We start from the raw sequence: 26,729 nt of genomic DNA, 5'->3' as shown, positions 1-26,729 counted from the left end.
GGCCAATCAGCCCGACTTTGCCGTTGGCTTGGAGGCACGCTCCGGCTCGAGGTAACCGGCGCCGATCGCGACATAAAGGTCCACATAATCCTTGGCGACCTGCTGCACTGTGGCGGCAAGGCTTGCCTCGGCATCGGAGACCGAACGCTGCGCGTCGAGGACATCGAGCAGCGACGAGGCGCCATCCTTGTAGCTTACGGTCGAAAGCGCCAGCGATTCCTGCGCCGTCTCGACCTGCCGGCGCAGCGGCTCCAGCGTCTGCGTGTCGCGGCGAACAGCCGTCAGCGCGTTTTCGACCTCTTCGACGCCGTTCAGCACCGCCGCTTTCCAGGCGAGATACTGGGTTTTGGCGTCGGATTTTTCGATATCGACATTTGCCCGCAACGTGCCGCCATCGAGGATCGGCAGGTTGAGTGATGGCCCGAAGGACCAGCTGGTCAGGCTTGCGCCTTTGGCGCCTGACGATTTGACCCAGCTCGGCGAGACCGAGCCGGACAAGGTGATCGACGGATAGAGCCGGGCTTCGGCCACGCCGATATCGGCGACGGCCGCCGCCAGCTCGCGTTCGGCCTTGCGGATATCGGGACGGTTGCGGATCAGGTCGGCCGGGATCCCAGCGCGGATGTCGCCGCGGAAGACCGGCTGGGCCGCACTCTTCTGCAGCTCGTCCATTAGCGACGACGCCGGCATGCCGAGCAGCGTGGCGATGTGATGGGCTGATTCCGTGAAGCTCTTTTCGAGGCCGGGAATGTCGGACTTCGTCGATTGCACCAGGCCTTCAGCCTGCACGACGTCGAGGCGGGAGGCCGCACCGGCTTTCAGCTGCAGCTGCGTCAGTTCGTAGGTCTGCTGCCGGGATTTCAAACTCGCCCGGGAGAGCGCGATGCGCTCCTGGTAATAGCGGGCGTCGATATAGCTCTCGACGAGATCCTTCAGAAAGGTGAGCTTGGCATTGTCGGCCGTCGCATAGGCCGCCCCGAGCGAGGCGATTGCACTTTCCCTCGAGCGGCGATACTGGCCGAAAATGTCGAGCAGCCAGGAAAGGCTGGCTTCGCCGCCTGATGTGTTCGTGGTGCCGACGCTCGTGCGCAGCCGGCCCTTCTCGCCGGACAGCGTGTGCGATGCGCCGACGGTCAGGCTCGGCAGGCCTCCGGCGCCCGCGACGGTGACGTTGGCGGCTGCAGAATTGATGCTTTCGAGCGCCTGCAGCACATCGAGGTTCTCGCGAAGGCCACGGGTCACCAGGCCGTTTAGCTGCTTGTCACGATAGGCCGTCCACCATTCGGCGGTCACGACATTGCCGTTGCTCATGCTGCCGCCCTCCTCGAATTTGGCGGGCAGCGGCATTTGCGGGGACACGTGATCCGGACCGCTGACGCAGCCTGCCAGCAGAATTGTCAGGAGCGATGCGGCATAGCGGAGGGGTGATAGTCTTGTGCGAAGCGACGTACTCACGGGCGAGCCTTCTGAACCGGGATCGTGGGCTCAGGCTTAGCGACGCCAGCGTTAATGGCGGTTAAGAAACTGTAAAGTTAGGTAAAACCCGCCTTCATCGAGATCGGCTTTCATCGCCGCCCGCGCCATAGGGCGTCGGTCTTCTCGGAAGTTCCAGCGTGATGGCCAGGCCGCCGGCCGCCGGCAATGACGCGTGCACGCGCCCGCCGTGGCGCTCGATTGCCTGCCGGGTGATGGCGAGGCCCAGGCCGTATCCGCCTCTCGGCACGGCATCCTTTCCGCGGGAAAACGGCTGGAAGATGCGTTCGAGTTCGTCCCGCCCGACACCCGGACCCTCATCCGTGACGCGGATCGTCAGACGCTCGGCCGCGGCTTCGCAGGACACCGATATGTGCGAATGCTCCGCCGTATGTTTGACGGCGTTGCGGACGACGTTTTCGAGCGCCCGGTAGATCAGTTCGCCTTCGACCTCGGCACGGAAGATGCCGTCGACGCTCGTCGTGATCGATATCTCCCGCGCCTGGGCTTCGAATGCTGCATCGCCGAGGATTTCGTTGAGGAGCTCGATAACATCCACGGTCTGCGTCTTCAGCGGCAGGCTGGATCCCGCTGTCAGCCTGGCAAGTGTCAAGACCTCGCCTACCAGCGTATCGAGCCGTTCGACCTCGCGATCCATGCGGTCCAGCATGGAGCCGAGTTTGGCGGGACTCTGCCTGAGGACGCCGACGGCTGCCTGCAGGCGGGACAAAGGCGAGCGCAGCTCATGGGAAACGTCATGGAACAGCCTCTGCTGCGCATCCTGAAGCTCCTGAAGCCGGGCAGCGCTCGCATCGAAATCATAGGCAAGTGCGGTGACTTCATCCTTTCGCCCGGCCATCTTGTCGCCGATGCGAAAGTCGAAGCGGCCATGAGCAAGCGCACTCAAGCCGTCGCGCAGATGCACGACGGGACGAATGAGATATCGGGCGAGCGCCCAGGCCGATATCGTGCTCGCAACCAAGATCGTGAACCACGGGATGAACGGACCAATATTCTCCATCGTGAAGGTGGGCTGGACCGGCAAGGAAATCCGATAGCAGACGCCCTCTGCCGGGACGAGTCTCGCATCGGCACTCTTCGAGCCCGCGCATGCATCGGCATTTTCCGTTTTGGAAATCGTCAGACCCGGCGGCAGCGTCTCTGCGTTTATGCCCACGAAATGCGAGGCGACGGCGGCACCGTCTCTCGCCAGCATGTCCGCCGTCAGATCCAGGACGATCGTTCGTCGTCCTTCCTCCCGCTCTCGCGCGAAAGGAGCTCCCTCGATTATATTCACGAGCAGGATGATCGCCCCGACAGTCACCGCCATCGTTAGCCATATGATGCTGAAAAACTTCCAGAAAAGCCGGGGCATGGTCAGTCCACGAGAAGTTGGTAGCCCTGGCCGCGGACGGACTGGATCCAGGATTGCCCGTCCTCCCGCAGCCCGAGCTTCTGGCGAACGCTGCTGATATGGACGTCGATGCGACGGTCGAACGGCGTGAGCGGCTTGCCGAAGGCCTTCTTCGAAATCTCCTGCTTCGACACCAGTTGGCCGGCGCTGCGGGCGAGAACCTCGATCAGGCTGAACTCGGTGCCGGTCAGCTCCAAACTCTCGCCGCGCCATTCGGCGCTTCTGCTGCCGGAATGGATCACCAGCTGCCCTGCCCTGATCGTGTCGGTCGCTGCACCGCCTGCCGGCTGACCCGCACGGCGCAGGATGGCGCGCAGCCTTGCCGCCAGTTCACCCGGCGAACAGGGTTTCGGCACGTAATCGTCAGCGCCGAGATTGAGGCCCGATATCCTGTCGACGTCGTCGCCTCTTGCGGTCAGCATCAGCACGGGGACCTGGCTCAGCTTCCTGATCCGCTGCAGCACCTCGATGCCGTTCATCCGCGGCATCATGATGTCGAGCACGATGATATCGACCGTATTGCCGGCGGCCGCGGCAATGGCGGCGCGGCCGTCCGTGCCGGTTACGACGTCATATCCTTCCTCGACCAGATATTCCTGCAGAAGCGTCGTCAGCTCGGCATCGTCGTCGATGAGGAGAACCTTGTTCATTTGCATTGTCCGTCACTAGAACAGGATGATTTTAGGCCGGCTCGGCCTAAAATCTAAATCCTGTTCTACATTAAAGAGTTAGAGCATGATGTCGTCCGAAAACCGCTCACACTTTTCGGCATCATGCTCGAATCCAGGCAAGCCATACAGCAAAAGCACGCTGACCCGGCCAAGTTTTACCTAACTTAACACTAACTTGACCGCGCTTAACGTTCGCCCCGTTACTTATCCTGCCCATGACATCGACGCGCACCACGACCGGGTTGCCTCGACATGAGCGGCACTCCTTCGTCGTGTTCGCGCGGATCCAAAGGCATGTGCCTTTGACCACAAGGAGTGCTTTGTTGAGAAAATCATCCAGAATACTTGCCGCAGTTCTCGTTGTGGCAGCGTTTGGCTCTCCCGCCCGTTTTGCCGTGGCGGAACAGGCCACTGCGACGGCTCTCACCGTCTCTCTGACGACGCCTGCGCAACGCGACTGGCCGGAAACCGTGCCCGCGAGCGGCTGGCTGAAGCCTTGGCAGGAAGCGGTCATCGCCTCTGAAACAAGTGGCCTGCGCATCACCGATGTCCTGGTCGATGTCGGCTCCGTGGTCACGAAGGGACAGACGCTCGTCCGGCTTTCCCAGGAAAGCGTGCTCGCCGATCTTCGCAAGCAGGAGGCGGCCGTCGAGAATGCCAAGGCAAGTCTGACGAAGGCCAAGGCCAATGCCGACCGGGCACGGCAGCTGCGTCCTTCCGGCGCGCTCTCCGATGAGAAGATCGTCGAATACCTGGCCGACGAGCAGACGGCGACCGCAAGCCTTGCATCCGAAGAGGCCGCACTCGACAGCGAAAAGATCAAGCTTGCGCGGGCCACGATCACGGCCGTCGACGACGGTCTCATCACGTCGCGTTCCGCCAACCTCGGCGCTGTCGTTTCCACCGGCACCGAGCTGTTCCGCATGGTCCGCCAGCAGCGTGTCGAATGGCAGGCCGAGATTTCCGCGCGCTATCTCCTGCGTATTTCTGAAGGCTTGAGCGTGAGGATCAACGGGCCGGACGGCCAGGTCATCGACGGCAAGGTGAGGCTTGTCGGGCCTTCGGTCAGTACCGATACCAGCCGGGCAATCGTCTATGTCGCGCTTCCCGCGGACGCGCGTCCGCGCACCGGCCTTTACGTCACCGGCAACATCGAACTGCAGACCTCTCCGGCGCTGACCGTTCCCGAGACTGCGATCGTGTTCCGCGACGGCATCAGCTACCTCTTCACTTCAGGCGAGGATCAGCGGGTGCAAAGGGTCAGGGTAGAAACGGGCCGCCGCAACAATGGCGAGGTGGAAATCGTCTCCGGCATCGACCGCGCGTCGAGGGTCGTAACCTCGGGCGGCGCCTTCCTGTCGGACAATGACCTCGTGAAGATTGCGGAGAAAAACTGATGAACTTCTCAGCCTGGTCGATCCGCAATCCCGTACCGGCGATATTGCTGTTTGTGATGCTGACCGTTGGTGGGCTGTTGGCCTTCAAGCAGCTGCCGATCCAGAACTTCCCCGATATGGACCTTCCGACGATCAACGTCACCGCCACGCTCGAAGGCGCCGCACCGACGCAGCTCGAAACCGAGGTTGCCCGCAAGATCGAGGATGGCCTTGCCGCGCTCAGCTATCTCGATCACATCACGACGACGATCACCGACGGCACCGTCTCGATCAAGGTGTCCTTCAAGCTGGAAAAAGACAGCGAAACGGCCTTGAACGAAGTCCGCAATGCCGTCGACAGCGTCAAGGGCGACTTGCCGGCGCAAATGGAAACACCAAACGTCAGCAAGGTCACGGTACAGAGCTCGGCTTTGGTCACCTATGCCGTCCGCTCGACCGCTCTCAACGAGACCGAACTTTCCTGGTTCGTCGACAATGATCTGACCAAGGCGCTGCTGTCGGTGCCCGGCGTCGGGCAGGTCAACCGCATCGGCGGGATCGACCGCGAGGTTCATGTGGATCTCGATCCGGCGACAATGGCATCGCTGGGTGTCACGGCAGCCACCGTATCGTCGCAGCTGAAGGCGGTGCAGACGGATACGTCGGGCGGCCTCGGCGAAATCGGCGGCACCCGCCAGACCCTGCGCACGCTCGGCGCCCTGCCCTCGGTCGAGGCACTGAAAGGGCTGAAAATCCCGCTGGCAAACGGCCAGCAGATTCGCCTCGATGACGTCGCATCCGTCACCGACAGCTTCGCCGAACGCTCCTCGATGGCCTATCTCGACGGCAAGCCGGTGATCGCGGTCGAGATCAAGCGCTCGAACGGATTTTCCGACAGCGGTGTTGCCGCCGCCGTCGACAAGGCGATCAAACAGTTCGCCGCCAAACATTCCAATGTTAAGATCGACGAGGCTTACAGCACGATCGGCCCGATCATCGGCAATTACGATGGCTCGATGCACATGCTCTACGAAGGAGCGATCCTGGCGATCATCGTCGTCTGGCTTTTCCTGCGGGACTGGCGGGCGACGATCCTGTCGGCCGTGGCGCTGCCCCTGTCTGTCATACCGACCTTCCTTGTCATGTATTTCGCCGGCTTCAGCCTGAATATCGTCACGCTGCTTGCGCTGTCGCTGGTGGTCGGCATCCTCGTCGACGATGCCATCGTCGAGATCGAAAACATTGCCCGCCACCTGCAGATGGGCAAGCGGCCGCTCGACGCTGCTCTCGAAGCGGCCAACGAGATCGGGCTTGCCGTCATCGCGACCACTTTCACGCTGGTCTCGGTCTTCCTGCCGACGGCCTTCATGAGCGGCATACCAGGCCTCATATTCCGCCAGTTCGGCATCACCGCCGCCGTCGCCGTGCTCGCCTCGCTCGTGGTCGCGCGCCTGCTGACGCCGATGATGGCCGCCTATTTCATGAAGGCCCATCCGACCGAGGAGAAGGATGGCCGGATCATGCGCGCCTATATATCAATCGTGAAGGCCGCCATGAACCGCAGGAAGACGACCGTGGCCGTCACCGCCGTCGTCGTGGCACTCTCGCTTTCGACAATCCCCCTGTTGAAATCGGGCTTCCTGCCCGCTTCCGACGATGCGCGGACCCAGGTCACGCTCACCATGCAGCCGGGCGCCACCATCGAGCAGACGGATGCCACAGCCAGGAAGGCCGCGGATATTATCGGCAAGCTTCCCGACGTCACGCATGTCTTCTCAGCCGTCGGTTCGACCTCCTCGGGCGGCGGCCCCGACGCCAGCACCACGAGCGATGTCGGATCGGCGACGATCGTGGCCGTGCTGCCGCCCATCGACGAGCGCGACCGCAAGCAATCGGAAATCGAAAACGACATCCGACAGGCGCTCTCCGTCCTGCCCGGCGTGCGTGTGGAGGTCGGCGGCGGCGGCAATGGCACGAAGCTCGAGATTACGCTGGCAAGCGACGATGCGAACGTCCTCGACAGCGCCAGCACGGCGCTCGAGGAACAGCTGCGCTCGCTGCAGGGCATCGGCGCGGTGACGTCGACTGCGGCCAGGCAGGCGCCCGAGATCCAGATCGCACCCGACTTTGCGCGCAGCGCCGCGCTCGGGGTCACGTCGAGCGCCGTCGCCGAGGCGGTGCGCGTGGCAACGAATGGGGAATATTCCTCCGATCTGCCGAAGCTCAACCTGCCTCAGCGGCAGATTCCGATCGTCGTCCGCTTCTCGCCCGAGACCCGCACCAATCTGGACGACATCAAGAACATGCGGGTGGCGGGAACGCGCGGCAATGTCGATCTCGGATCGATTGCCGATGTGAGGATCGGCGGCAGCCCGTCGGAGATCGACCGCATCGATCGGATGCGCAACGTCACCCTGTCCGTCGAACTCAATGGTCGCATCCTCGGCGACGTCAACCGCGAGGCGCAGGCGCTGCCGGCGCTCCAGCATCTGCCGTCGGGTGTCACCCTGGTCAACCAGGGCGAACTTCAGCGCAGTTCGGAGCTGTTCCAGAGTTTTGCTCTTGCTATGGCAATCGGCGTCTTCTGCATCTATGCGGTTCTCGTCGTACTCTTCCACGATTTCCTGCAGCCACTCACGCTTCTGATGGCTCTGCCGCTCTCGCTCGGTGGCGCGTTGCTGCCGCTGGTGCTGACCGGGACGAGCTTCTCCATGCCTGCGGTCATCGGCCTGCTGATGCTGATGGGTGTGGTGACCAAGAACTCCATCCTGCTCATCGAATATGCGATCATGTCGCGCCAGCGTGGCATGTCGAGATTCGACGCCTTGGTGGATGCCTGCCACAAGCGGGCGCGGCCGATCGTGATGACCACCATCGCCATGGCCTCAGGCATGCTGCCGGCCGCACTCAGCCTGATGGGCGGCGATTCGAGCTTCCGCCAGCCGATGGCGATCGTCGTGATCGGCGGCGTGGTGATGTCGACGCTGCTCAGCCTCATCGTCATTCCGGTCATCTTCACCTTCGTCGACGATTTCGAACAGATCGTCATACGGGTCCTGCGCCGGATCGGGCTGGCCGAGGACCCTGCCGGGGGTAAACCGCATGCGTCCAACGATCACGCTGCGATCGCCTTCCAGCCCGAGCAATCACGGCGGGGGCACGGTCAGAGATAATCTTCGCCGCCCTCCAGTCAGCAGCCGGTGACGGCAACCTCTTCGGTCGCGTTCCTCTCCCCCGGAACAAGACCGCGGGACGTATTCCCCCGCAGGCGGCCACAAGCCGCCTGCGCGTCCTGCTATCCGGCCGATAACGGCTCCATTGCCTCGAAATCAGGCAGGACGCTGCTGGCGTAGCCGATCGCCCCGAGCGAACCGATGGCGATCTGACCGTCGCGGATCGACAGCAACGGCCCGTCGGCACCCTCTTCGTAGAGATCGGGATGGGCGGCGGCAAAGCGCGCTTTCTCCACCTGCGGCGCCGCTTGCATGCCGGCCACATAGTGATGGCCGTTGCGCTCGACATGGGAAAGGCCGAGCAGGGAAACCAACGCCAGATCCTGCTGCACGGCAAGCCCGGCCTGGCAGGTCAGATCCTCGCCGGAGAGAAACAACCCCGACACGCCTCCGGTTCTGATGCGGATCGCCTTCAACAGCGAGCGGTAAATGCCCTTGCAGGTCTTCGACGAGACGCCGGTGTAACCGAGCCGCCGGGCGCGGGCGAAGGCGCCGTCGCCATCGTCGCTCTCGTCGATCAGGAAGGGCAATTGCGCCGCCAGATCCCCGAGCGGCGTTTCCATGGTGATCTCGCGTGAGAACGGCTGCTCGACGAAGGCAATGGCCGCGCGCAGCCTGGCTAGCCGGGGCGTTGAATCAATCCGTGCCAGCAGGAAGTCCAACAGTTCGGCGCCGCCGAATTGTTCGTTGCCGTCGACCGTCACCCGGTAATCGGGCAGACGGTCGAGCACGGCGGCGATCCGCGCCAGCCGGTCGATATCGGCATCGATCGCGCCCGACAGCTTGATCTTGAACCAGCGATTGCCATAGCGCGCGATTACCGCCTCGAGGCTCTGCGGCAGGTCGTCGTCGACGGGATCGACGATCTCGCTCTCGGTGATCGGGTCGAGAAGCCCGATCGTATGCCGGGCTGCGATCGAGCCGGCGGGACGAAGGCCGGCGAGCACGGCTGACGCTGCATCCGCGTCGATATCGCCAGGCAACATCGAACCGCCGATGCCGACCAAGTTGCCCCGCACCGCATCGAAGACGGAAATGCCGGCAAGGCGGCAATAGGCATCGAGTGCTGCGCGGGCGACAAGCGAAGGTCCGAAGCCGGCGGCCAAAGGATTTCCGGGCAGGCGGCGGGTGGCTTCCATCTCGTTCAGGCGGGCAGCGGCAAACAATGTCGTCGGCGCGGACGCTTCAAACGATGCCGCGGCTGCGGTGCGGATCGAGCCGCGCAATTGATCGACATTCTGCACCGGCGTCAGCGCCGGGTTTTTGTCGAACCATTTCGGCACCATCATTTCGGCGGCAGCGCCGATGGCGGTTTTCCCTGCCTCATCCTCGACACGCACTCTGAGGAAGGCCTGCGGCGCCCTTTCGAGGGTTGCCGCGCCGAAGCGGAACGGCAGGCGCAGGCTGACATCGCGCTCGAAGGCATCGATCTCGACAATTCTGATGCGCGGCGCCGTCACGGAACCTCCGATGTTCCTGTCCATGCTCACGCCATCCGCTCGAGCATGGCGCGCGACACTTCATGTTGGAGCGGTTCGTCGCGCAGCAGCCGGCCGATCTCGTCCACCATGGCCTGCCCTTGGGCGAAATGCGCCTCCTCGGTGTGGCCGGCGGCATGCGGCGAAATGGTGACATTGGTGAGCCCGGGATCGCGGAACGGGCTGTCCTGAGGCAGCGGTTCATTGTCGAAGACATCGAGAGCCGCCTCGATGCGGCCGGAGCGGAGCTCGGCAAGCAATGCGGCCTCATCGACCAGCTCGGCCCGCGCGGTGTTGATGAACAGCGCGCCGGGGCGAAGCAGCGCCAACTCGTGGGCGCCGATCATCCCACGCGTTTCCGGCAGGACGGGCGCATGCAGGGAAATCACATCGCTTTGCGCCAGCACATCGTTCAGTTCCGTTCTGACGACGCCGAGTGCCGCGGCCTCGCTGTCGTCGAGATAGGGATCGACAACAAGCACGCGGCAACCGAATGGCACGAGCAGGCGCATGACTGCCCGCCCGACATATCCGGCGCCGACGATGCCAATCGTTCTGGCGCCGAGCAATCTTTGCGGCACGGCGGCGCGGACGTCGAGCCATTCACCGCCGCCACGCAATTGATGATGCAGCCGGTGAATGCCGCGCATGGCGAGCAGCGCTTCGGCGACGACGAACTCGGCAACCGAGGCGGCAATTTTCGAGGCGGCGTGGCTGACGCGAAGGCCGTCATCGAACAGGCCCGCCGGAACGAGTGTGCGGATGCTGCCTGCGGAATGAGCGACGAGAGAAAGGCGCGGATGACGCTGCCGCAGGGCCGGATCGAAGGGCGGCGTGCCCCATCCGGTGAGGCAGGCCGTGGCGCCTTGCAGCAACCGGTCGATATCGGCAGCGTCGATCGTGGCACCGGCCGCCCAGCGCACCTCGCCGAGGCCGTTCAACCGGGCGGTCGCCGCATCGTCCAGCATCATGCGGCGGGTCTTTTCGGTCAAAAGGACTGAGATGACGGGAGCCTGTTTGCTCATGGTTCTACTCTTTCGCTGCGGCGACGAGGCGCCTGAGATGGGCAAGATCGGCGCGGGCCTTGTCGAGCGCCTGGTCCCGGGCAAGCCGGTATTGCGAATGCATCGAGAGCACGCCGGCAAATCCGGTGGCAACCAGATGCGGGACGATGTCGTTCCAGGGCACCATGCCTTCGTCGAGCCCATACCAGTCCGAATGCCATGCACGCTGGCCGCGGGCGCCGTGAGCGCCGGGAAACCAACCGCAATTCTTGACACCCATGCAGCAGAACCAAGGATCGAGAAGATCGAGGGTCAGACGCCAGTCTTCACTGCCCTCGCGAATGAGCTGATTGGCCGGGTCGGGATAGGCGCCGATCCTCATCGGATCGCGCCCGGCCAGCAGTTGCGCCGCCAGCGCACCGGAGCTGTGCAGGGTTCCGCCGTGAAGCTGGATCGTCAGCTTGACGGCGAAGCGTTCGGCAAGGCGTTCGAAACCATCGAGGTCACGCCGCGCCTCATCGGCCTGAGCCTTCCAGCGCCGGGACGGATCATAACGCCAGAAGCCGAGCCGGACCTGGCCGATGCCGGCCTCACCGCAGAAGCCGAGAAGACGCGACGCAGCAACGTCGGGCCGCGTGGAATCGATGGTCGCCATCGGGATGCGGAGGCCGGCCGAGGCAAAGAGCTTTGCGGCCTTGACGATTTCCTCCGGCCGGCCGGGAGAAACGGCATGGCCGTCGCGAACGAGAAGATCGGCACAGTCGAAGCCCAGCTCCGCCGTGATCTCCGCCGCCGTCTCCAGAGGCAGGCCTTCCAGGGTCTTGGTGAAATAGGCGATATCCATGATGCCCCTGCTCATCGGCTGGAAACACAGAGCTCGCTCCCGCGGCCGAAGGCATCGCGGGCGCGCACCGCATACTGCGCGCCCTCCGGCGGCGACATGTGCAGGAATGCCGTCGAGATCAGCGGCACCGGACTGACCTTTTCAAAGGTCTTGCCGTCGGTGCTGGTGAAGACATCGTAGAAGATGGCGGGACTGCCGTCGCCGGCCGCCCAGAACAGCATCCGCTCTTCCCGGCCGCCAAGACCGAGGTAACGTTCGACGACGAGGCCGGTGGGTGCGGCCGGGCGCGCGCCGGTGTCGGGGACGACGAGCACCTGCGTCAGCGACGGCAACGGCACGTCGAGATCGACGCTGATCCGGCCCTCGTCGCATTCGACGACGCTGATCGGATGCAGCAGGGCAGGCTCTTGCGCGCGGCGCAATTCGGCAAACTGCGCTTCATCAGGCACGGGCGGCGCGCCGACCGGCTCGAAAGGCCCGCGCGGATTGCTTTCGTCGCGCTGGGCCTCCCAGACCTCCATCGGATTGGTGAATTCCTCATCGATGCGCAGCAGGCACAGCGCATGGCGGCCGGGAGCAAGCCCGCCGACCTCAAGCCGCACGGCGGTCCGGCCCGAGCGGTTGATGGCATCGACGCTGTGGATGAGGCTGATCGAAACGCCGCCGCCCGGCAACCGTGTCGGCAGGATCGCCAAGCCATCCTGATCGGGCGCGAGCGGCGGCTCGGCCGTCACCTTGCAGACGGTGTCACCGAGCGTCGCCAGCAGCTCCATCGATGTGAGACCAGGCTTCTTGATGATGTCGAAGGGCGGCGCCCTGTCGATGTCGGTCACCAGCCGGTCCAGATCGGTCTTGTGCTCCCACTGCGCCTTGGTGAAATTGCGCGAGCCGAAATAGGCGAAGATCGTGCGCTGGCTCCAGCCGCCGATAAAGGCGTGGTCATTGCTGAGGAAGGTGAAATTCGCCGCCTTCGGCGCGATGATGCGCCGGTCGTGCTGCTCGATGATACGGGCGATGATGCCGGCGTAGTAGGCCTTGCCGTGCCAGCTGTGATGATCGCTCCAACCGAGCTGCGGGTCGCATTCGTCGTTTATGATCGGCAGACCCACCAGCCGCGGATGATGCTCCTTGAGATAATCGACGACGAGCAGCGTGCGGTCGACGATGGCGCTGGTTTTCGGGGTGAGGTCGTCCTTGCTGCCGTTGACGCCCTTTTCGTGGATCGAGATGTAGTCGAGGCGTGGCGGGCCCTCGCCAGTCAGGCAGCTCGTGCCGCTGTCGCAATGGGCGATCAGGGCGCGAAAGATCGGCGAGAGCGTACGGGCGGTGCCGGGGCCGCCCATCGGCAGGCTGGGATCGACCGCATCGAGCCCTGCGACGCAGGCGTCGTAATAGTTGGTGTAGCCCTTTATGCCATAGGTCCACCAGCCGGAATCGGCCTCGTTCGTCGTTTCGAAGCACCATGTCCGCAATTCGTCCATGCCGCAGCGCGCGCCGTAGCGATCGGCCGTTGCCGTCACCAGGTCCCGCCAGCGCCTGACCTGATCCATGTCCTCATAGTCAGTGAAGAGGCCCGAGGGATTGCCCATCAGCTCGAAGAAGGGCTTCAGGCGGTGCTCGATCATTACGTCGAGCGCCCGGTCGAGCAGTGACCAGTCGTAGCCGCCAAGACCACCGGTCGAGCGCAGCAGATTGTAGAGATAATGGACGCGCAGGAACCGGATGCCCTCGTTCGGCAGGCCGCCCATATAGGCGAGCATCTGGCGCATTTCGGGTTCGAGCAGCAGCTCGGCGGGCGAAAAGCCGGTGCCGCGCCAGAACCGGTTGAAAGGGCGCACGGCTTGGCCGGCATCAACGTTTATTCGCGTACGCTCACGCATGGTTCATCTCTCCCAAGACGGAAATCTGGCGATGCCGACCGAGCCGGCGCAGGCTATCTGAACTTTTCGCGCATCGCATCGATGCCGGGGATGGTTTTGGTCAGATGCTGATGCGCCGGATCAAAGCGCTGGATCAGGCCCCGGCGATGCTTGCCAACGAGGATGGTGAAGATGTAACCGCGGTGGCCAGGCGAGGTGACGGTCGGATGGTAACCCCGATCGACCAGGACAGTATCGCCGTTGCGGGTCATCAGGATCTTGACCGGGCCGTTGTCGTCATAGGTGATCTGGCTGCCGAAGCCCGTCTCGGGCTGGAAACGATAGTGATAGAGCTCCTCGTGCAACGTCTCGGCATCGCCGTCTTCCGTATCGTGCTTATGGGGAGGATAGCCCGACCAGCAGCCTTCGCCGGCATAGAGCTCGCTCACCAGCAGATTGCCGCAGCGCCCGTTCTGCCGCTGGCCGAGCAGGTGGGCGATCCGCCGCTGGCTATGCGTATCCGGCGAGCCGACATTGACCGCATCGACCTCGTCGGGGGTCACCCGGAACGGCGCATATCGCGTGTCGCACAGGCCGCCGGCGATGGCGACTTCCGCCGGACCGCCACGGGCCGATATCCGGACATCGGCGTCGACCGGCGCGTAAACCGAATCCGCATTGCCTCCCCAGATATCGGCCCGCCGGCCCACCGCTTCGAACGGGACCTCATCCACCGCAATATCCACCTGCCCCGACAGCACGACGTAGAGGCTTTCGTGCAAGGGCAGCCGCCGCGTGTCCCGGCCGTCGGCCGGAAGCGTGACGAGGTCGAAGTAAATGAGATCGAGCGTCCTGGAGGAGGTATCCACGATGGGACGCTGCTCGGAGCGGGGAATGAATTCGGGCATCAATTGAACTCCGCAACGGTACGGTCGGCAAAAGGATTGAGGGTCAGGGATTCGGCATAATGGCAGGCCGCCGCGTGGCCATCAGCCGTGACGGTGCGCAGGGCCGGCACCTCCTGGCTGCAAAGCTCGGTGGCGTAGCGGCAGCGCGGATGAAATGCGCAGCCGGGCGGCGGATGCGCGGGGTCGGCGACCTCGCCACCCAACCGGATGCGCTTGCCGTGGCGGCGCAGCCTGGGATCGGCGATGGGCACGGCCGACAGCAGCGCCTCGGTGTAGGGATGGAGCGGGCGCGAAAAGATCTGCTCCGTCGGCGCCTTTTCGACCACCCGGCCGACATACATGACGGCAATGTTATCCGAGATGTGCCGAACAACCGAAAGATCGTGGGCGACGAAGAGATAGGTTAGGCCGAATTGTTCCTGCAGATCCTGCAAGAGGTTGATGGTCTGGGCCTGCACGCTGACATCGAGCGCCGAGACGGCCTCGTCGGCGATGACGAGCCGCGGGTTGGACGCCAGCGCCCGGGCAATCCCGATGCGCTGGCGTTCGCCGCCGGAGAAGGCATGCGGATAACGGCGCATATATTCGGGCCGCAGGCCCACACTCTGCATGAGCTCGGCGACCCGGTGCTCCAGTTCCCGGCCCTTGGCGATGCCGTTGACACCAAGCACTTCGCCGATGATGTCGATGACGGGAAGGCGCGGATTGAGCGAGGATTGCGGGTCCTGAAAGACGATGCGCAGGTCGCGATGGATTTCCTTGAGGGCGGGGCCTGAGAGGGCCGCGAGGTCGACCGTGCCGCCGCTCCGGTCGCGGTAGCGGATCTCGCCGCTCGTCGGCTGGTAGATGCGCAGCACCGTGCGGGCGAGCGTCGACTTGCCGCAGCCGGATTCGCCGACAATGCCGAGCGTCTCGCCGTCCTCGACGCGAAGCGAAACGCCGTCGACCGCCTTGACATGCCCGACGACCCGTCGGAACGCGCCCTTGCGGATGGGGAAGTGCATTTTGAGATCGTTGAGTTCCAGCAGCGGGCTTGGCTGCGTCATGGGATCGGCCATCATTGTCTTCCTTCGTAAAGCAGGCAGCTGGCGACGTGCCCGTCGCCGATAACAGCGGACCCAGGATCTTCTTGATCGCAGAGCCCTGCCCTCGCCTCTCTGCACCGGGGATGAAAGCTGCAGCCCTTCGGCCGCTCGAAACGCGAGGGCACCATGCCATCGATGGTGGCGAGCCGTTCGCTCGGCTGCCCGTGCATGCGCGGCACCGATTGCAGCAGGGCCTTGGTGTAGGGATGAACGGGCGCGTGGAAGATCGTGTCGACATCACCCGCTTCCACCACCCGGCCGACATACATGACGACGACCTCGTCGGCGATCTCGGCCACCACGCCGAGATCATGGGTGACGAACAGCACCGAGAGCCCGAACTCTGCCTGCAGCGAGGCGAGGAGATCGAGGATATTGGCCTGAGTGGTCACATCGAGCGCCGTGGTCGGTTCGTCGGCGATCAGCAGTTTCGGACGGCAGGCGAGCGCCAGCGCGATGCAGACGCGCTGACGCATGCCGCCGGAAAACTGGAAGGCATAACTTTCCATGCGCTCGGCCGGCCTGGGAATACCGACGAGAGCCAGGGTCTCGATGGCATGTTCGCGCGCTTCCTTGCGGCCCATCTTGAGATGCAGGCGGATCACCTCCACCATCTGGTTGCCGATCGTATGGACGGGTGAGAGCGCCGCCATCGGCTCCTGGCTGATCAGGCCGATCTGGGCGCCGCGGATCGCCCGCATGTCGCGGCCGCGCGGATCGAGCGCCGCGAGATCGATGGCGGGTGCGGCCGGATCGGGCCGATAGCGAATCGCGCCCGACACGATCCGCCCGCCGCGCGGCACCTGGTTGAGAATCGAGCGACCGGTGATGCTCTTGCCCGACCCGGATTCACCGACAACGCAAACCGTCTTGCCGCGCGGGATGGAAAAGGAGACGCCATCGACCGCCCTCACCGTGCCCGCGCCGCCGAAGAAATGGGTCCTGAGGCCATCGACCTCGATCAGCGCGTCGCGATGCGGGCTCCGGCCGCCGCCAGCAGCGAAATTGACGTCAGTATTCATAGGGATCTGCAGCATCGCGTAGTCCATCACCAAGGAAATTGAGGGCGAGCACCGTGACGATCACCGCCAGGCCCGGAAGAAACAGCCAGGGCGCGCTCGAGACCGCGAGAATGTTCTGGGCCTCCTGGAGCAGCACGCCCCAGCTGACCACCGGCGGCCGCAGGCCAATGCCGAGGAAGGAGAGCGCGGTTTCGGCGAGAATCATCGTCGGAATGGCGAGCGTGACCGAGGCGATGATGTGGCTCATGAAGGACGGCACCATGTGCCGCCAGATGATGCGCATCCGCGAACAGCCATCGAGATGGGCGGCGATGACGAAGTCCTCGGTCTTCAGCGACAGGAAGCGTCCGCGCACCACGCGCGCCAGATCGGTCCAGCCGATCAGCGACAGGATGATCGTGATCCAGAGATAGACGAGGATCGGATCGGCGCTGATCGGAACGGCAGCCGCAAGGCCCATCCATAGCGGGATGGTCGGGATCGAGTTGATGAGCTCGATCGAACGCTGGATGACATCGTCCACCCAACCGCCGTAAAGACCGGAGATGCCGCCGAGGATGATCCCGAGGAGGAGGCTGATCGCCACACCGATCAGCCCGACGGACATTGAGACACGCGTGCCGTGCACTGTTCGGCTGAAGACGTCGCGGCCGAGGCGATCGGCGCCGAAGAGGTAGAAGGGTTTGCCCGCTTCGACCGGGCCGATCAGGTGACGGTCGAAATCGAACAGTCCCCAGAACCGATAGGGCTCGCCTTTGACGAAGAACCCGACGGGAATGACGACGGCGGGATCAGGCAAATAGGTGCGGCTGAGCGCGATCGGATCGACCTTCATCGAATAGCCGTTGACATAGAGCGGATGAAACTGCCCCGCTGCGTCGTAGCCGGCGACTTTGAGCCGCTGGGGCGGCGCGTAGGTGTAGCGGGAATCGTAGGTCTGCGATGAAACCGGAGCGATGACCTCGGCAAACAGGGCGACCAGGTAAATCAGCAGGATGACGACGCCCGCCCCAAGCGCCAGCCGGTGGCGGCGGAAGCGGCGCCAGATCAGTTTCCACTGGCCGGCGACCGCATCGGAATTGCGAACGGCTTCAGGCACCAGCGCGATAGCGTGATCGGTCATATCTGTCCTCCTTCAGCCGTTGCGGATGCGGGGATCGAGCCAGGCGAGCAGCAGATCGGAGATCAGCGTGCCGATCAGCGTCAGCATGCTCATCAGCAGGATGAAGGTGCCGGCGAGATACATGTCCTGGGCAAACAGGGCGTTGAGCAGCAGCGGTCCTGTGATCGGCAGGCTGAGGACGATGGAGACCACCACCGAACCCGAGACGAGGTGCGGCAGCACCCAGCCGACCGTCGAGACGAAGGGGTTGAGCGCGACGCGCACCGGATATTTCAGCAGCAGCCGGATTTCGCTCAGGCCCCGGGCCCGCGCCATGTCGACATAGGGTTTGTTGAGTTCGTCGAGCAGATTGGCGCGCATGATGCGGATCAGCGCCGCCGTCGCACCGGTGCCGAGCACGACGACCGGGATCCACATGTGCGAAATGAGATCGCCGAGCTTGGCCCAGCTCCAGGCGGCGTTGATATAGAGGGGCGAAAACAGGCCGCCGACGCTTTGGCCGAAATACTGCGCGGACACGAACATCAGCACCAGCGCCAGCAGGAAGTTCGGAATGGCAAGCCCGAGAAAGCCGAAGAAGGTGGCGAAATAATCGCCGACCGAATATTGCCGCACCGCCGAATAGATGCCGATCGGAAAGGCCACCGCCCAGACGAAGAGCAGTGTGGTGACCGAGACCACCATGGTCAGGCCCATGCGCGCCCAGATCAGCTCGCTGACCGGCTTGTTCCAATCGAGGGACTGGCCGAAATCGCCGCGCAGCAGGATGCCGCTGATCCATTTCCAATATTGCACCGCCCAGGGCTGATCGAGGCCGTAGCGCTCGCGCAGGCCGGCGATGACGCCGGGATCGATGGTCTCGTTCTGCGAAGCAAGACGCGCCGTCATCGCGGTCAGGAAATCGCCCGGCGGCAGCTGGATGATGATGAAGGTCACGACCGAGATCGCGAACATCATCGGGATCATGTAGAGCAGACGTCTGATGATGAAGCCGGCCATGTTCAAGCTCCTTCGACCGGCAAGTCGCCGATCGCATTGGGTGATGGGGCGAGGCTGTGCTTTGGGAATGGCGCCGAGGGACGCCATTCCGCCGATCGGAGTGTCTTTACTGCTGGTAGTAGAAGGTCTCGGGCTTCGCTGGTCCCGGCGTCATATAGAAGGACGTGCTGGGGATGACCTTCGGAACGTTGTGCATATTGGTCTTGACGATGCCGACGCGATCCGGCTCGAGATTGGTGCCGATGACGTAGAATTCGTCTCGGGTGATCGCCAGCAGTTCCTTCATGGCTTCAAGCTGTTTTTCCAACGTCGGGGCTTCCTGCACCTGCCGGTAGAGATCCATCTGCTTCTTGGCGGCCGGGCTCGGTTCCTGAGCATTCGGATCCTTGGGGTTCTGGTAATAGAGACCCCATGCCGTCGCGAAGCTCGACTCGTATTCGTGCGGGAAATACCATTTGGGATCGAGCAGGCCGAGGAAGTCGTAGCCGCCGCCGCCGACCCATCCCAGGCCGTCATTGTCGTTGTTCTGCAGGCGGGAGAAGATCAGCGAACGTTCAGCCGGGCGGGGCTGCATGTCGATGCCGACCGCCCGCCAATAGCGCTGGATCATTTCCAGCGCGTCGACCTGGATCGGGCTGCCAGTCAGCGCATCGATCGCGAAAGTGATGCGCTTGCCGTCCTGACCGAGGCGAAAACCCTCGGCGTCCTTTTTGGTCAGACCCGCCTTGTCGAGATATTGATTGGCGAGGTCGACATTATATTCGAGATACTGCGTCGCCATCTTCTCGTCGTAGAGCGCGGTGCCTTCGCGGGGTGCCGCCTGATAGGGCTTGGCTTGCCCGGCATAGATCAGCTGGTTGAGCTCCTCGCGGTTGATGGCGTAGCTGAGCCCGATGCGGAAATCCTTGTTGGAGAAGACCGCCCGCAAGGCCGGGTTCTTGTGGGTCTGGTTCAGGGTGATCAGCAGCGCGTTCGACCAAGCCGGCCGGGCAATGAACAGGCCGTAACCGGCCTTCTCCTGATTCTGCACGATGACGGTGCGGGCGTCCGTCGTCTCGATGAAGCGGTTCTGCATGTCGATTTCGCCGCTGATCGCCTTCAGGATGATCGCCTGCGTATCCTGCATCACGTCGATGGTGATGCGATCGAAGTAAGGCAGCTGATTTCCCGCGGTATCCACCTTGGCATAGTAGGGATTGCGTTCGGCGACGACCTGGGTCGTGCCGTTATAGGGCGCGGTCAGCACCCAGGCATCGAGCGTCGGCCGGCCGAGATCGCGCCAGCGGCCGGGAAAGCCGATCTTGTTGTTGAAGAGCTGGACCCAATCGGTCGCGCCGGCCGCCTTCACCAGGGCGTCGATGCCGTCGGGATTGAAATCCTTGTGAAACTGTTTGAGGTAGTGCGCGGGTGCCGCCGCCAGGATATCGGAGCCGCGCACGGTCGCCATGTTCATCAGGAACAGGCCGTTCGGCGCGGCAAATTTGAAGACGACCTTGTCGTCGGCTAGCTTTTCGACCTTGACGGTCGCTCCGCCCGCGGTCAGCCAGTCGGGCGTAGCAGGGGTTATCTTGGTGTTGCGCAGCACATTCTCGTTCCACCACACCAGGTCGCCGGCGGTGAAGGGCTCGCCGTCCGACCAACGCGTGCCTTCCCGCAGCGTGAAGGTATATTCGGTGGCATTGTCGTTGACCTCGACACTCCTGGCGATGTCGGGGATCACCTCGGTCCATTCCGGATTCCAGCGGACGAGCCTCGTATAGCCGATCGAACGCTCGATCTCGCTGTCGCCGCCGCCGAAGGTGGCGGTGCGCCAAGTGCCGCCATAGGTGCCGACCGATTCAAGTGGCGTGAGCACCAGTGGCTCCTTGGGCAGCCGCTTGTCCACCGGCGGCAGCTTGCCGGCATCGACCAGCGCCGTGAGTTCGGGCGCCTCCTGAAAACCGAGCGCGGCGCCGGCCCAGCCGGCCCCGATGAAGATGGCCGCGGCAACTGTGGAAACAACCTGCCGTCGTAGAATCCTGACGTGCTGCATTCTCTCCTCCCTATGCTCTAATTACGTTATCGTTAACGTAGTCTCCTCAATTCCGAACGTTAACGTTATCGTTCAATCTTGTCAAAAAGATTCGCATCGGCATGAAGAAACCCCGCAAAGACTTGGCTTTCGCCGAAACTATGTTAGTTATCGTTATCGTAACTTCTTGCCCTCTCAGAGACAGCCCTTGAGCGACCCCAAAGAACCAGATTCCAAAATAACCATCGCCGATGTCGCCCATGCCGCAGGCGTGTCGCCGATGACGGTCTCGCGCGTGCTCAACGGCCGGGGCGGCGCCAGCGCCGAAACCAGTCAGCGCATTCTCGCTGCGGCGAACGAACTCAATTATCGTCCCAATCCTTTTGCGCGCGGATTGCGGTCCGACCGATCGAAGACCATCGGCCTTCTTGTGCCCGACATCACCAACCCGTTCTTTCCCGAGGTCATCCGGGGCGCCGAGGATGCGGCGAGTGCGGCCGGCTACAACCTGCTGCTGTCCAACGTCGTCGAAAACAGCAAGCGGGAAGAGGAGCTCATCGAAGCGCTGCTCAGGCATCGCGTCGACGGGATCATCGTCTGCAGCGCCCGGCTGCCGGATGCCGCGCTTCATAGGGCTCTGGCGCCGCACCGCGCCGTCGTGCTCATCAACCGCGAGGCTCCGAACGAGATCGCCGGAACCATCGTCACGGACTACGAGACCGGCGCGTCGCGGGCGATCGACCATCTGGTCGAACGCGGCCGCCGCAATATCGCGATCATTGCCGGGCCGCGCAGCTCCTTCGGTGGCAAGAGCCGCCTCGTCGGCTTCCGCAAGACGCTGACAGCCCATGGGCTGAAGGCGCATGGCATCGTCTACTGCGACCCCACCGCTGCCGGCGGCCAGACGGCGGCGGCGCAATTGCTGGCGGAAACGCCCGATATCGATGCCCTCATCTGCTACAACGACCTCAATGCGATCGGCGCCATGAAGGCCTGCCGGGCGGCCGGCATTGCGATCCCCGCGCAGATCGCCCTCATCGGTTTCGACGACATCCCGACGGCCGAACTTCTGTCTCCGGCGCTCACCACCCTGCGGGTGCAGAAACGGGAGATGGGAGAGGAAGCCGTGCGCCTGCTGCTCAGCCGCATTGCCACCAAGAACCGTCAGCATGGCATCGTCATCGTGCCCGAACTCATCGTCCGCGAAACGACATGATCCGACGATCAACAGGAGGAATATCCCATGGATGCCGGCAATCTGCAGTCATTGGCCCTGCCCGAAGAGAAGAAAGCCTGGTTCGTTCACGACCGGTTCGGCATGTTCGTGCACTGGGGGCTCTATGCCCTGCCGGCGCGGCATGAATGGGTCAAAAGCCGCGAAGAGCTTGATGACGCCGACTATCAGAAATATTTCGATCATTTCGACCCCGATCTCTACGATCCCCGTGAATGGGCGAGGCGCGCCAAGGCCGCGGGCATGAAATATGTGGTGTTGACGACCAAGCACCATGAAGGCTTCTGCCTCTGGGACACCAAGGCCACCGACTTCAAGGTGACCAACACGCCCTATGGCAAGGATCTGCTGCGCCCCTTCGTCGACGCCTTCCGCGCCGAGGGCCTGCGGATCGGCTTCTACTATTCGCTGATCGATTGGCATCACCCCGACTTCACCGTCGATCCGCGCCACCCGCAGCGCAATCATCCCGATGCAGCGAAACTCAACGAAGGCCGGGATATGCAGCGCTATGCCGCCTTCATGCGCGAGCAGGTGCGCGAGCTGCTGACCGAATTCGGCCGGATCGACATCCTGTGGTTCGATTTCAGCTATCCGCAGTGGAAGCTCGGGGAGCTTGTCGGAAAGGGCCATCGGGATTGGGAAAGCGAAAAACTCGTGCGCCTGGTGCGCGAGCTTGCCCCCGATATCATCATCAACAACCGGCTCGACCTCGCCGGTCTGCAGCCCGACATCGTCACGCCGGAGCAATACATGCCGCGCGCCTGGCCGAAACGCGACGGCCGGCGCGTCGTCTGGGAAGCCTGCCAGACGCTCAGCGGTTCCTGGGGCTATCACCGCGACGAGGACACCTGGAAAAGCACGGAGCAGCTGGTGCAGATGCTGGTCGGCACCGTCGCGATCGGCGGCAATCTCTTGATGAATGTCGGGCCGACGGCGCGCGGCACGCTCGATGACCGGGCGATATCGGCGCTCGCCGCCTATGAGGAGTGGATGGCGCTGCATGAGCGCAGCATCGTCGGCTGCACCCAGTCCGACTTCACCGCCCCGCCCGATTGCCGCCTGACCCAGAACGGCGACCGGCTCTATATCCACCTGTTCAACTGGCCCTATAAGCATCTGCATTTCGATGCGCTGGCCGGAAAGATCGAATACGCTCAGTTCCTGCATGATGCCAGCGAAGTCACCTGGCTGCGCCCGTCCGCCAATACGCTCTGGACGAACACCCAGTTCCCCGTCGCCGACGACGAATTGACCTTCGTCCTGCCGGTGCGCCGCCCCAAGGTGGTCGTCCCGGTCATCGAGGTCAAGCTCAAGGCGGGGAGTGCGGGCGGCGTTCGGAACTAGGGCGCAGTGCTTTGAGCGGACACGACATGGTGCCCGCTCAGCAGAACGGCTCGGTCGGCCTGGCCACCGACCTCAGCCCTGCTTCGTGTCGTCCGACTCGCTCAGACTGTTGCGGCTGACGAGCGACGGTATCTGGAGAATATGCTCGGAGGCGGTGCGGCCTTCTATTCTGGAAATGAGGGTCCGGGTCGCGACCTGGCCAAGCTCCCTGCCCGACTGATCGATGCTTGCCAGATTGACGAGGCCGAGGGCTGCAGTCGACGAGTTGTCATATCCGACGACGGCGAGGTCCTCGGGCACCCGCACGCCCATTTCCATCGCCAGGCTCAGAAGCGTGATGGCGTCGAGATCGCTCCAGCAGAACACGGCGCGCGGCCTGTCCTTTCTCGCGAGGAATTTTCGCATCGCGGCTTCCCGCTTTGGCGGGGCGATCGGAATTTTGCCGATCGGCGCGGAGGGGCCGAGCCCGCCGCGCTGCATCGCCCGGCGGAAGCCGATCTCACGCTGGCGCACGACGGACACCGCATGCCCTTCGCGCTCACCGAGACTGAGCATTTCGATGTCGCGATAGCCGCAGGCAAGCAGCGCTTCCACCGCGATCTCCGCGCCGCGCTGATCGTCGGCATTGACGGTATCGAAGGCCGTCGCGCCGGCATCGTGGTAGCCGACCGCGACGATCGGGATCTGCGCCGCGAATTTGGCGAGGATTTCCGAGGGCAGGCGCGGCGCCACGAGAACGAGCCCGTCCATCTTGTAGTCGATCATCGACTCGATCAGTGACGTTTCCAACTGCACGCGCGCATCGCTGACGCCGATCATCGCCTGATAATGCGAAGGCGCCAGCACGCCGTTGACGCCGGCAATCACCTCGGGAAGGAAGGGATTGCGGATGTCGATCAACAGCACGCCGATGGTGAAACTGCGGCCGCGCAGGCCCCTTGCTGCCCGCGAGGGGCGATAGCCGAGCGCCTCGATGGCATCCGTCACCCTGGCGCGCAGCGCCTCGCTGACGCCGTAGGCGTTTCGCATCACCTTGGAAACCGCCGCGACCGAGACGCCTGCATGCGTTGCCACCGTCCGGATCGTCACGCGATCGTTTCGCTGCGGCTTCTGTTTGTCTTCGACTGGCATGGACTCTCTGGCTTGGGTTCTCTGGCTTGCGGCTGCGGGCCGCCAACAATTGCCCGGGGAACCACCATGGCAGACTGGCGATGAAATTTCTATTGCGCTTCCGAAGAAAATGTAGAACGTTATATGGAGAACGTTCTACATTTCATCGGGAGGATGTGATGAACCTTCAGCCGGCAGCCATCAGCGGCAATCTCGTTTCGCGCGCTTGGTCGGGAGAGATGATCGCGCCGCTGTCGGATGGCGGTCAGGGAACGCCGGCAAGCTTCGTCTCCCAGACCTTCGAACATGAGGGCGCCGGGCGTCCGGTCGAACTGTTCATCTCCGCCCTCGGCCTTTACCGCTGTTTCATCAACGGCGCCCGCGTCGGCGACGAGCTGCTGACGCCAGGCTGGACGAATTACGACGATCGCATCGCCTACCAGCGATACGATGTCTCGAACCTGCTCAAGCCGGGCATCAACCGCATCGAGATCTGGCTTGCCGACGGATGGTACCGGTCGCCCCTGATGTGGGGCGCCAAGCCGATCCCCAACTGCTGGGGCAACAGGATCGGCGTCATCGCCGATCTGATCGGGCCAGGCGGCCCCCTGCTTTCCACCGACACGACATGGCGCAGCGGTCTGCTGCCGATCCTAAGGTCTGGGATCTATTTCGGCGAGGTCTACGATGCCCGCGCGGAAAACCGCGTCGAGACGCATGGCACCGAGAGATTGCCGTTCGACAGGGGGCTGCTCGTCGCGCATGAAACCGCGGCGGTGCGGGAATTGCAGCCGCTTGCTCCCGTCGAAAGCTGGATCGACGATGACGGCAGGACAGTCTACGATTTCGGCCAGAATGCCGGCGGCTATGTCAGATATACGGTTCGTGGCGTGGCCGGCGCCGAAGTGCGGGTAGAGCATTCGGAGGTGCTCGGCCCCGACCGCCATTTCGACAATCGCAATTATCGCACCGCCGCGGCGCACACGCTCTACACGCTGCGCGGAGACGACGAGGAAACCTACGCGCCACATTTCACCTTTCACGGCTTTCGTTATGCCAGGGTGACGATCAAGGGCGACGCAAAGATTCTTGCGATCGCCTCCATCCCGATCTCGTCGGTGCCGGAACCGGCCGGCGGTTTCACCTCGGGCAACCCGCTCGTCAACCGCCTCGTCCAGAATACCATCTGGTCGCAGCGCGCCAATTTCGTCGAAGTACCCACAGATTGCCCGCAGCGCGACGAACGCCTGGGTTGGACAGGCGATGCCCAGGTCTTTGCCGCAACCGCCTGCTGGCTGAGCGACAGCCAGTCCTTCCTCAGGAAATATCTGCGCGATGTGATGGCCGATCAGCGCGAGGACGGCGCCGTCTCGCATTTTTCGCCGGACCCGACGCGCCTGCACCCCGCCAATTTCCCGGGTTATGCCGGCTCGACCGGCTGGGGCGATGCGATCGTTGTGATCCCCTGGGTGCTTTATACCCATTACGGCGACCGGGCGGTTCTGGCGGAATGCCTCGCCTCAATGGTGCGCTGGGTCGATTTCGTCTGGTCGATTTCGGATGGTCCGATCGTGCGTCCGCCGTCGCATTGGGGCGCACGCGGCTTTACCTTCGGCGACTGGCTGCAGCCGGTCGGCGACAACCGCAAGCCGCGCCCGACGATCGCCGACGACTGCGCGGCCACACTCTATCACTTCATCTCCACCAACCTTCTGGCAAGGATCGCCGCCGTGCTCGGTGAGCAAAAACTCGAAGCTGAGATGAAGCGGCGCGCCGGCGAGATCCGGCGGGCTTTCGCCGACGAGTTCATCACCCCGGCGGGGCGGCTCGCGCACAACGACCAGACATCCTATGCGCTGGCCTTCCTGCACGACCTGATGCCGACGGAGCATCATGAGGCTGCCAGGCGGCATTTCCGGCAGGTGGTCATCGACGCCGACTACAGGATCGGCACCGGCTTCATCGGCACCCCTGCCCTTTTGCCGGCGCTGACGAAGCTGGGGATGGACGATCTCGCCGAAAAGGTCTTCCTGCAGGAGGATGTGCCGGGCTGGCTCTACCAGGTCTCGAAGGGGGCAACGACGATCTGGGAGCGCTGGGACTCTATCGCGCCTGACGGCACGATCTACGAACCCGACATGAACAGCTACAATCACTACGCCTATGGCGCCGTCTGCCAGTGGCTGTTCGAATGCGTCGCCGGAATTTCGCCGAGCCCGAGCGCACCCGGCTTTGCCGAAGTGATCGTCGATCCGGCGCCAATTCCGTCCCTTTCACCGGTTGCGGCCCATCATGACGTCAGCCAGGGACGCATCGAAGCCGGCTGGCATTGCAACGGCAGCGAGGTCACCTATGTGCTGACGCTTCCGCAAGGCTGCATCGGCCGCTTCCGGCCCGGAAAACGGCACCAGAACGCGTCCATCAACGGAGAACCTGTCGTCGAGGAGGTCGCTTTGCCCTCGGGAACGCACCGGCTGGTTTTTTCACTACCCGATAATTGAGGAGCATACACGTCACACCGTTCAGAGGAGGAACGTC

Annotated in this window: 18 protein-coding genes and 1 pseudogene; 5 read left to right on the top strand and 14 right to left on the bottom strand. The window is 63.5% G+C overall.

The features are described 5' to 3' along the window. Positions 1 to 6: 6 nt before the first annotated feature. From AMK05_RS22575 to AMK05_RS22565, 3 genes are all read right to left on the bottom strand, one after another. A complete protein-coding gene (locus AMK05_RS22575) occupies positions 7 to 1,455 on the bottom strand; it encodes an efflux transporter outer membrane subunit (RefSeq protein ID WP_064841545.1) in 1,449 nt (482 codons plus the stop codon). 94 nt (positions 1,456 to 1,549) lie between these two features. Next, on the bottom strand, positions 1,550 to 2,848 hold the full coding sequence (locus tag AMK05_RS22570) for a HAMP domain-containing sensor histidine kinase (protein ID WP_064841544.1): 1,299 nt from the start codon (positions 2,846 to 2,848) through the stop codon (positions 1,550 to 1,552). A gap of 2 nt (positions 2,849 to 2,850) precedes the next feature. Continuing rightward, entirely contained in the window at positions 2,851 to 3,537 is a 687-nt protein-coding gene (locus tag AMK05_RS22565; protein ID WP_064841543.1) for a response regulator, read from the bottom strand. 317 nt (positions 3,538 to 3,854) lie between these two features. Between AMK05_RS22565 and AMK05_RS22560 the strand changes: the two genes are divergently transcribed. Together AMK05_RS22560 and AMK05_RS22555 are read left to right on the top strand one after the other, a co-directional pair. Continuing rightward, entirely contained in the window at positions 3,855 to 4,955 is a 1,101-nt protein-coding gene (locus AMK05_RS22560; protein ID WP_442966268.1) for an efflux RND transporter periplasmic adaptor subunit, read from the top strand. Continuing rightward, positions 4,955 to 8,107, top strand: coding sequence for an efflux RND transporter permease subunit (locus AMK05_RS22555; protein WP_064841541.1), 3,153 nt, complete (start codon positions 4,955 to 4,957; stop codon positions 8,105 to 8,107). Before AMK05_RS22560 ends, AMK05_RS22555 begins: the two co-directional genes overlap by 1 nt. A gap of 122 nt (positions 8,108 to 8,229) precedes the next feature. Here AMK05_RS22555 and AMK05_RS22550 read toward each other — a convergent pair whose 3' ends face one another. From AMK05_RS22550 to AMK05_RS22505, 10 genes are all read right to left on the bottom strand, one after another. Continuing rightward, positions 8,230 to 9,657 (bottom strand): hypothetical protein, encoded by a 1,428-nt coding sequence (locus tag AMK05_RS22550; RefSeq protein WP_064841540.1) that lies wholly within the window; start codon positions 9,655 to 9,657, stop codon positions 8,230 to 8,232. Further along, the gene (locus AMK05_RS22545) at positions 9,654 to 10,670 is read right to left on the bottom strand and encodes a hydroxyacid dehydrogenase (RefSeq protein ID WP_064841539.1); all 1,017 of its coding nucleotides are present in this window, start codon (positions 10,668 to 10,670) and stop codon (positions 9,654 to 9,656) included. The genes AMK05_RS22550 and AMK05_RS22545 overlap by 4 nt, the downstream gene beginning before the upstream one ends. A 4-nt stretch (positions 10,671 to 10,674) precedes the next feature. Beyond that, positions 10,675 to 11,493, bottom strand: coding sequence for a sugar phosphate isomerase/epimerase family protein (locus AMK05_RS22540; protein WP_064841762.1), 819 nt, complete (start codon positions 11,491 to 11,493; stop codon positions 10,675 to 10,677). Between the two features lie 11 nt (positions 11,494 to 11,504). Continuing rightward, entirely contained in the window at positions 11,505 to 13,373 is a 1,869-nt protein-coding gene (locus AMK05_RS22535; RefSeq protein ID WP_064841538.1) for a GH39 family glycosyl hydrolase, read from the bottom strand. Positions 13,374 to 13,426: 53 nt separating this feature from the next. Beyond that, positions 13,427 to 14,260, bottom strand: a complete 834-nt coding sequence (locus AMK05_RS22530) for a 5-deoxy-glucuronate isomerase (RefSeq protein ID WP_064841537.1) — start codon at positions 14,258 to 14,260, stop codon at positions 13,427 to 13,429. After that, positions 14,260 to 15,318, bottom strand: a complete 1,059-nt coding sequence (locus AMK05_RS22525) for an ABC transporter ATP-binding protein (protein ID WP_171899843.1) — start codon at positions 15,316 to 15,318, stop codon at positions 14,260 to 14,262. Before AMK05_RS22525 ends, AMK05_RS22530 begins: the two co-directional genes overlap by 1 nt. Then, entirely contained in the window at positions 15,318 to 16,367 is a 1,050-nt protein-coding gene (locus tag AMK05_RS22520; protein WP_039752298.1) for an ABC transporter ATP-binding protein, read from the bottom strand. Before AMK05_RS22520 ends, AMK05_RS22525 begins: the two co-directional genes overlap by 1 nt. Continuing rightward, positions 16,357 to 17,490, bottom strand: a complete 1,134-nt coding sequence (locus AMK05_RS22515; protein WP_064841535.1) for an ABC transporter permease — start codon at positions 17,488 to 17,490, stop codon at positions 16,357 to 16,359. The genes AMK05_RS22520 and AMK05_RS22515 overlap by 11 nt, the downstream gene beginning before the upstream one ends. 12 nt (positions 17,491 to 17,502) lie before the next feature. Next, positions 17,503 to 18,489: an ABC transporter permease gene (locus tag AMK05_RS22510; RefSeq protein ID WP_064841534.1), complete on the bottom strand. Its 987-nt coding sequence runs from the start codon at positions 18,487 to 18,489 to the stop codon at positions 17,503 to 17,505. Positions 18,490 to 18,595: 106 nt separating this feature from the next. Beyond that, positions 18,596 to 20,521, bottom strand: coding sequence for an ABC transporter substrate-binding protein (locus tag AMK05_RS22505; protein ID WP_064841533.1), 1,926 nt, complete (start codon positions 20,519 to 20,521; stop codon positions 18,596 to 18,598). Positions 20,522 to 20,708: 187 nt separating this feature from the next. Here AMK05_RS22505 and AMK05_RS22500 point away from each other — a divergent pair, with 187 nt between their 5' ends. Further along, a complete protein-coding gene (locus AMK05_RS22500; protein WP_082935724.1) occupies positions 20,709 to 21,716 on the top strand; it encodes a LacI family DNA-binding transcriptional regulator in 1,008 nt (335 codons plus the stop codon). Beyond that, positions 21,717 to 23,081 (top strand): annotated as a pseudogene (locus tag AMK05_RS22495) (alpha-L-fucosidase); the annotation flags it as partial. 72 nt (positions 23,082 to 23,153) lie between these two features. On the opposite strand, the gene AMK05_RS22490 reads toward AMK05_RS22495, so the two are convergent. Continuing rightward, the gene (locus AMK05_RS22490) at positions 23,154 to 24,212 is read right to left on the bottom strand and encodes a LacI family DNA-binding transcriptional regulator (RefSeq protein WP_064841531.1); all 1,059 of its coding nucleotides are present in this window, start codon (positions 24,210 to 24,212) and stop codon (positions 23,154 to 23,156) included. Positions 24,213 to 24,370: 158 nt separating this feature from the next. On the opposite strand from AMK05_RS22490, the gene AMK05_RS22485 reads away from it, so the two are divergent. After that, on the top strand, positions 24,371 to 26,692 hold the full coding sequence (locus tag AMK05_RS22485) for an alpha-L-rhamnosidase (RefSeq protein WP_064841530.1): 2,322 nt from the start codon (positions 24,371 to 24,373) through the stop codon (positions 26,690 to 26,692). Positions 26,693 to 26,729: the final 37 nt, after the last annotated feature.

Origin of the sequence: Rhizobium sp. N324 (assembly GCF_001664485.1) — a bacterium.
Classification (GTDB): domain Bacteria; phylum Pseudomonadota; class Alphaproteobacteria; order Rhizobiales; family Rhizobiaceae; genus Rhizobium.
Note: the sequence above shows the minus strand (reverse complement) of the source record. Positions and strands in the feature narration are given on the sequence as shown.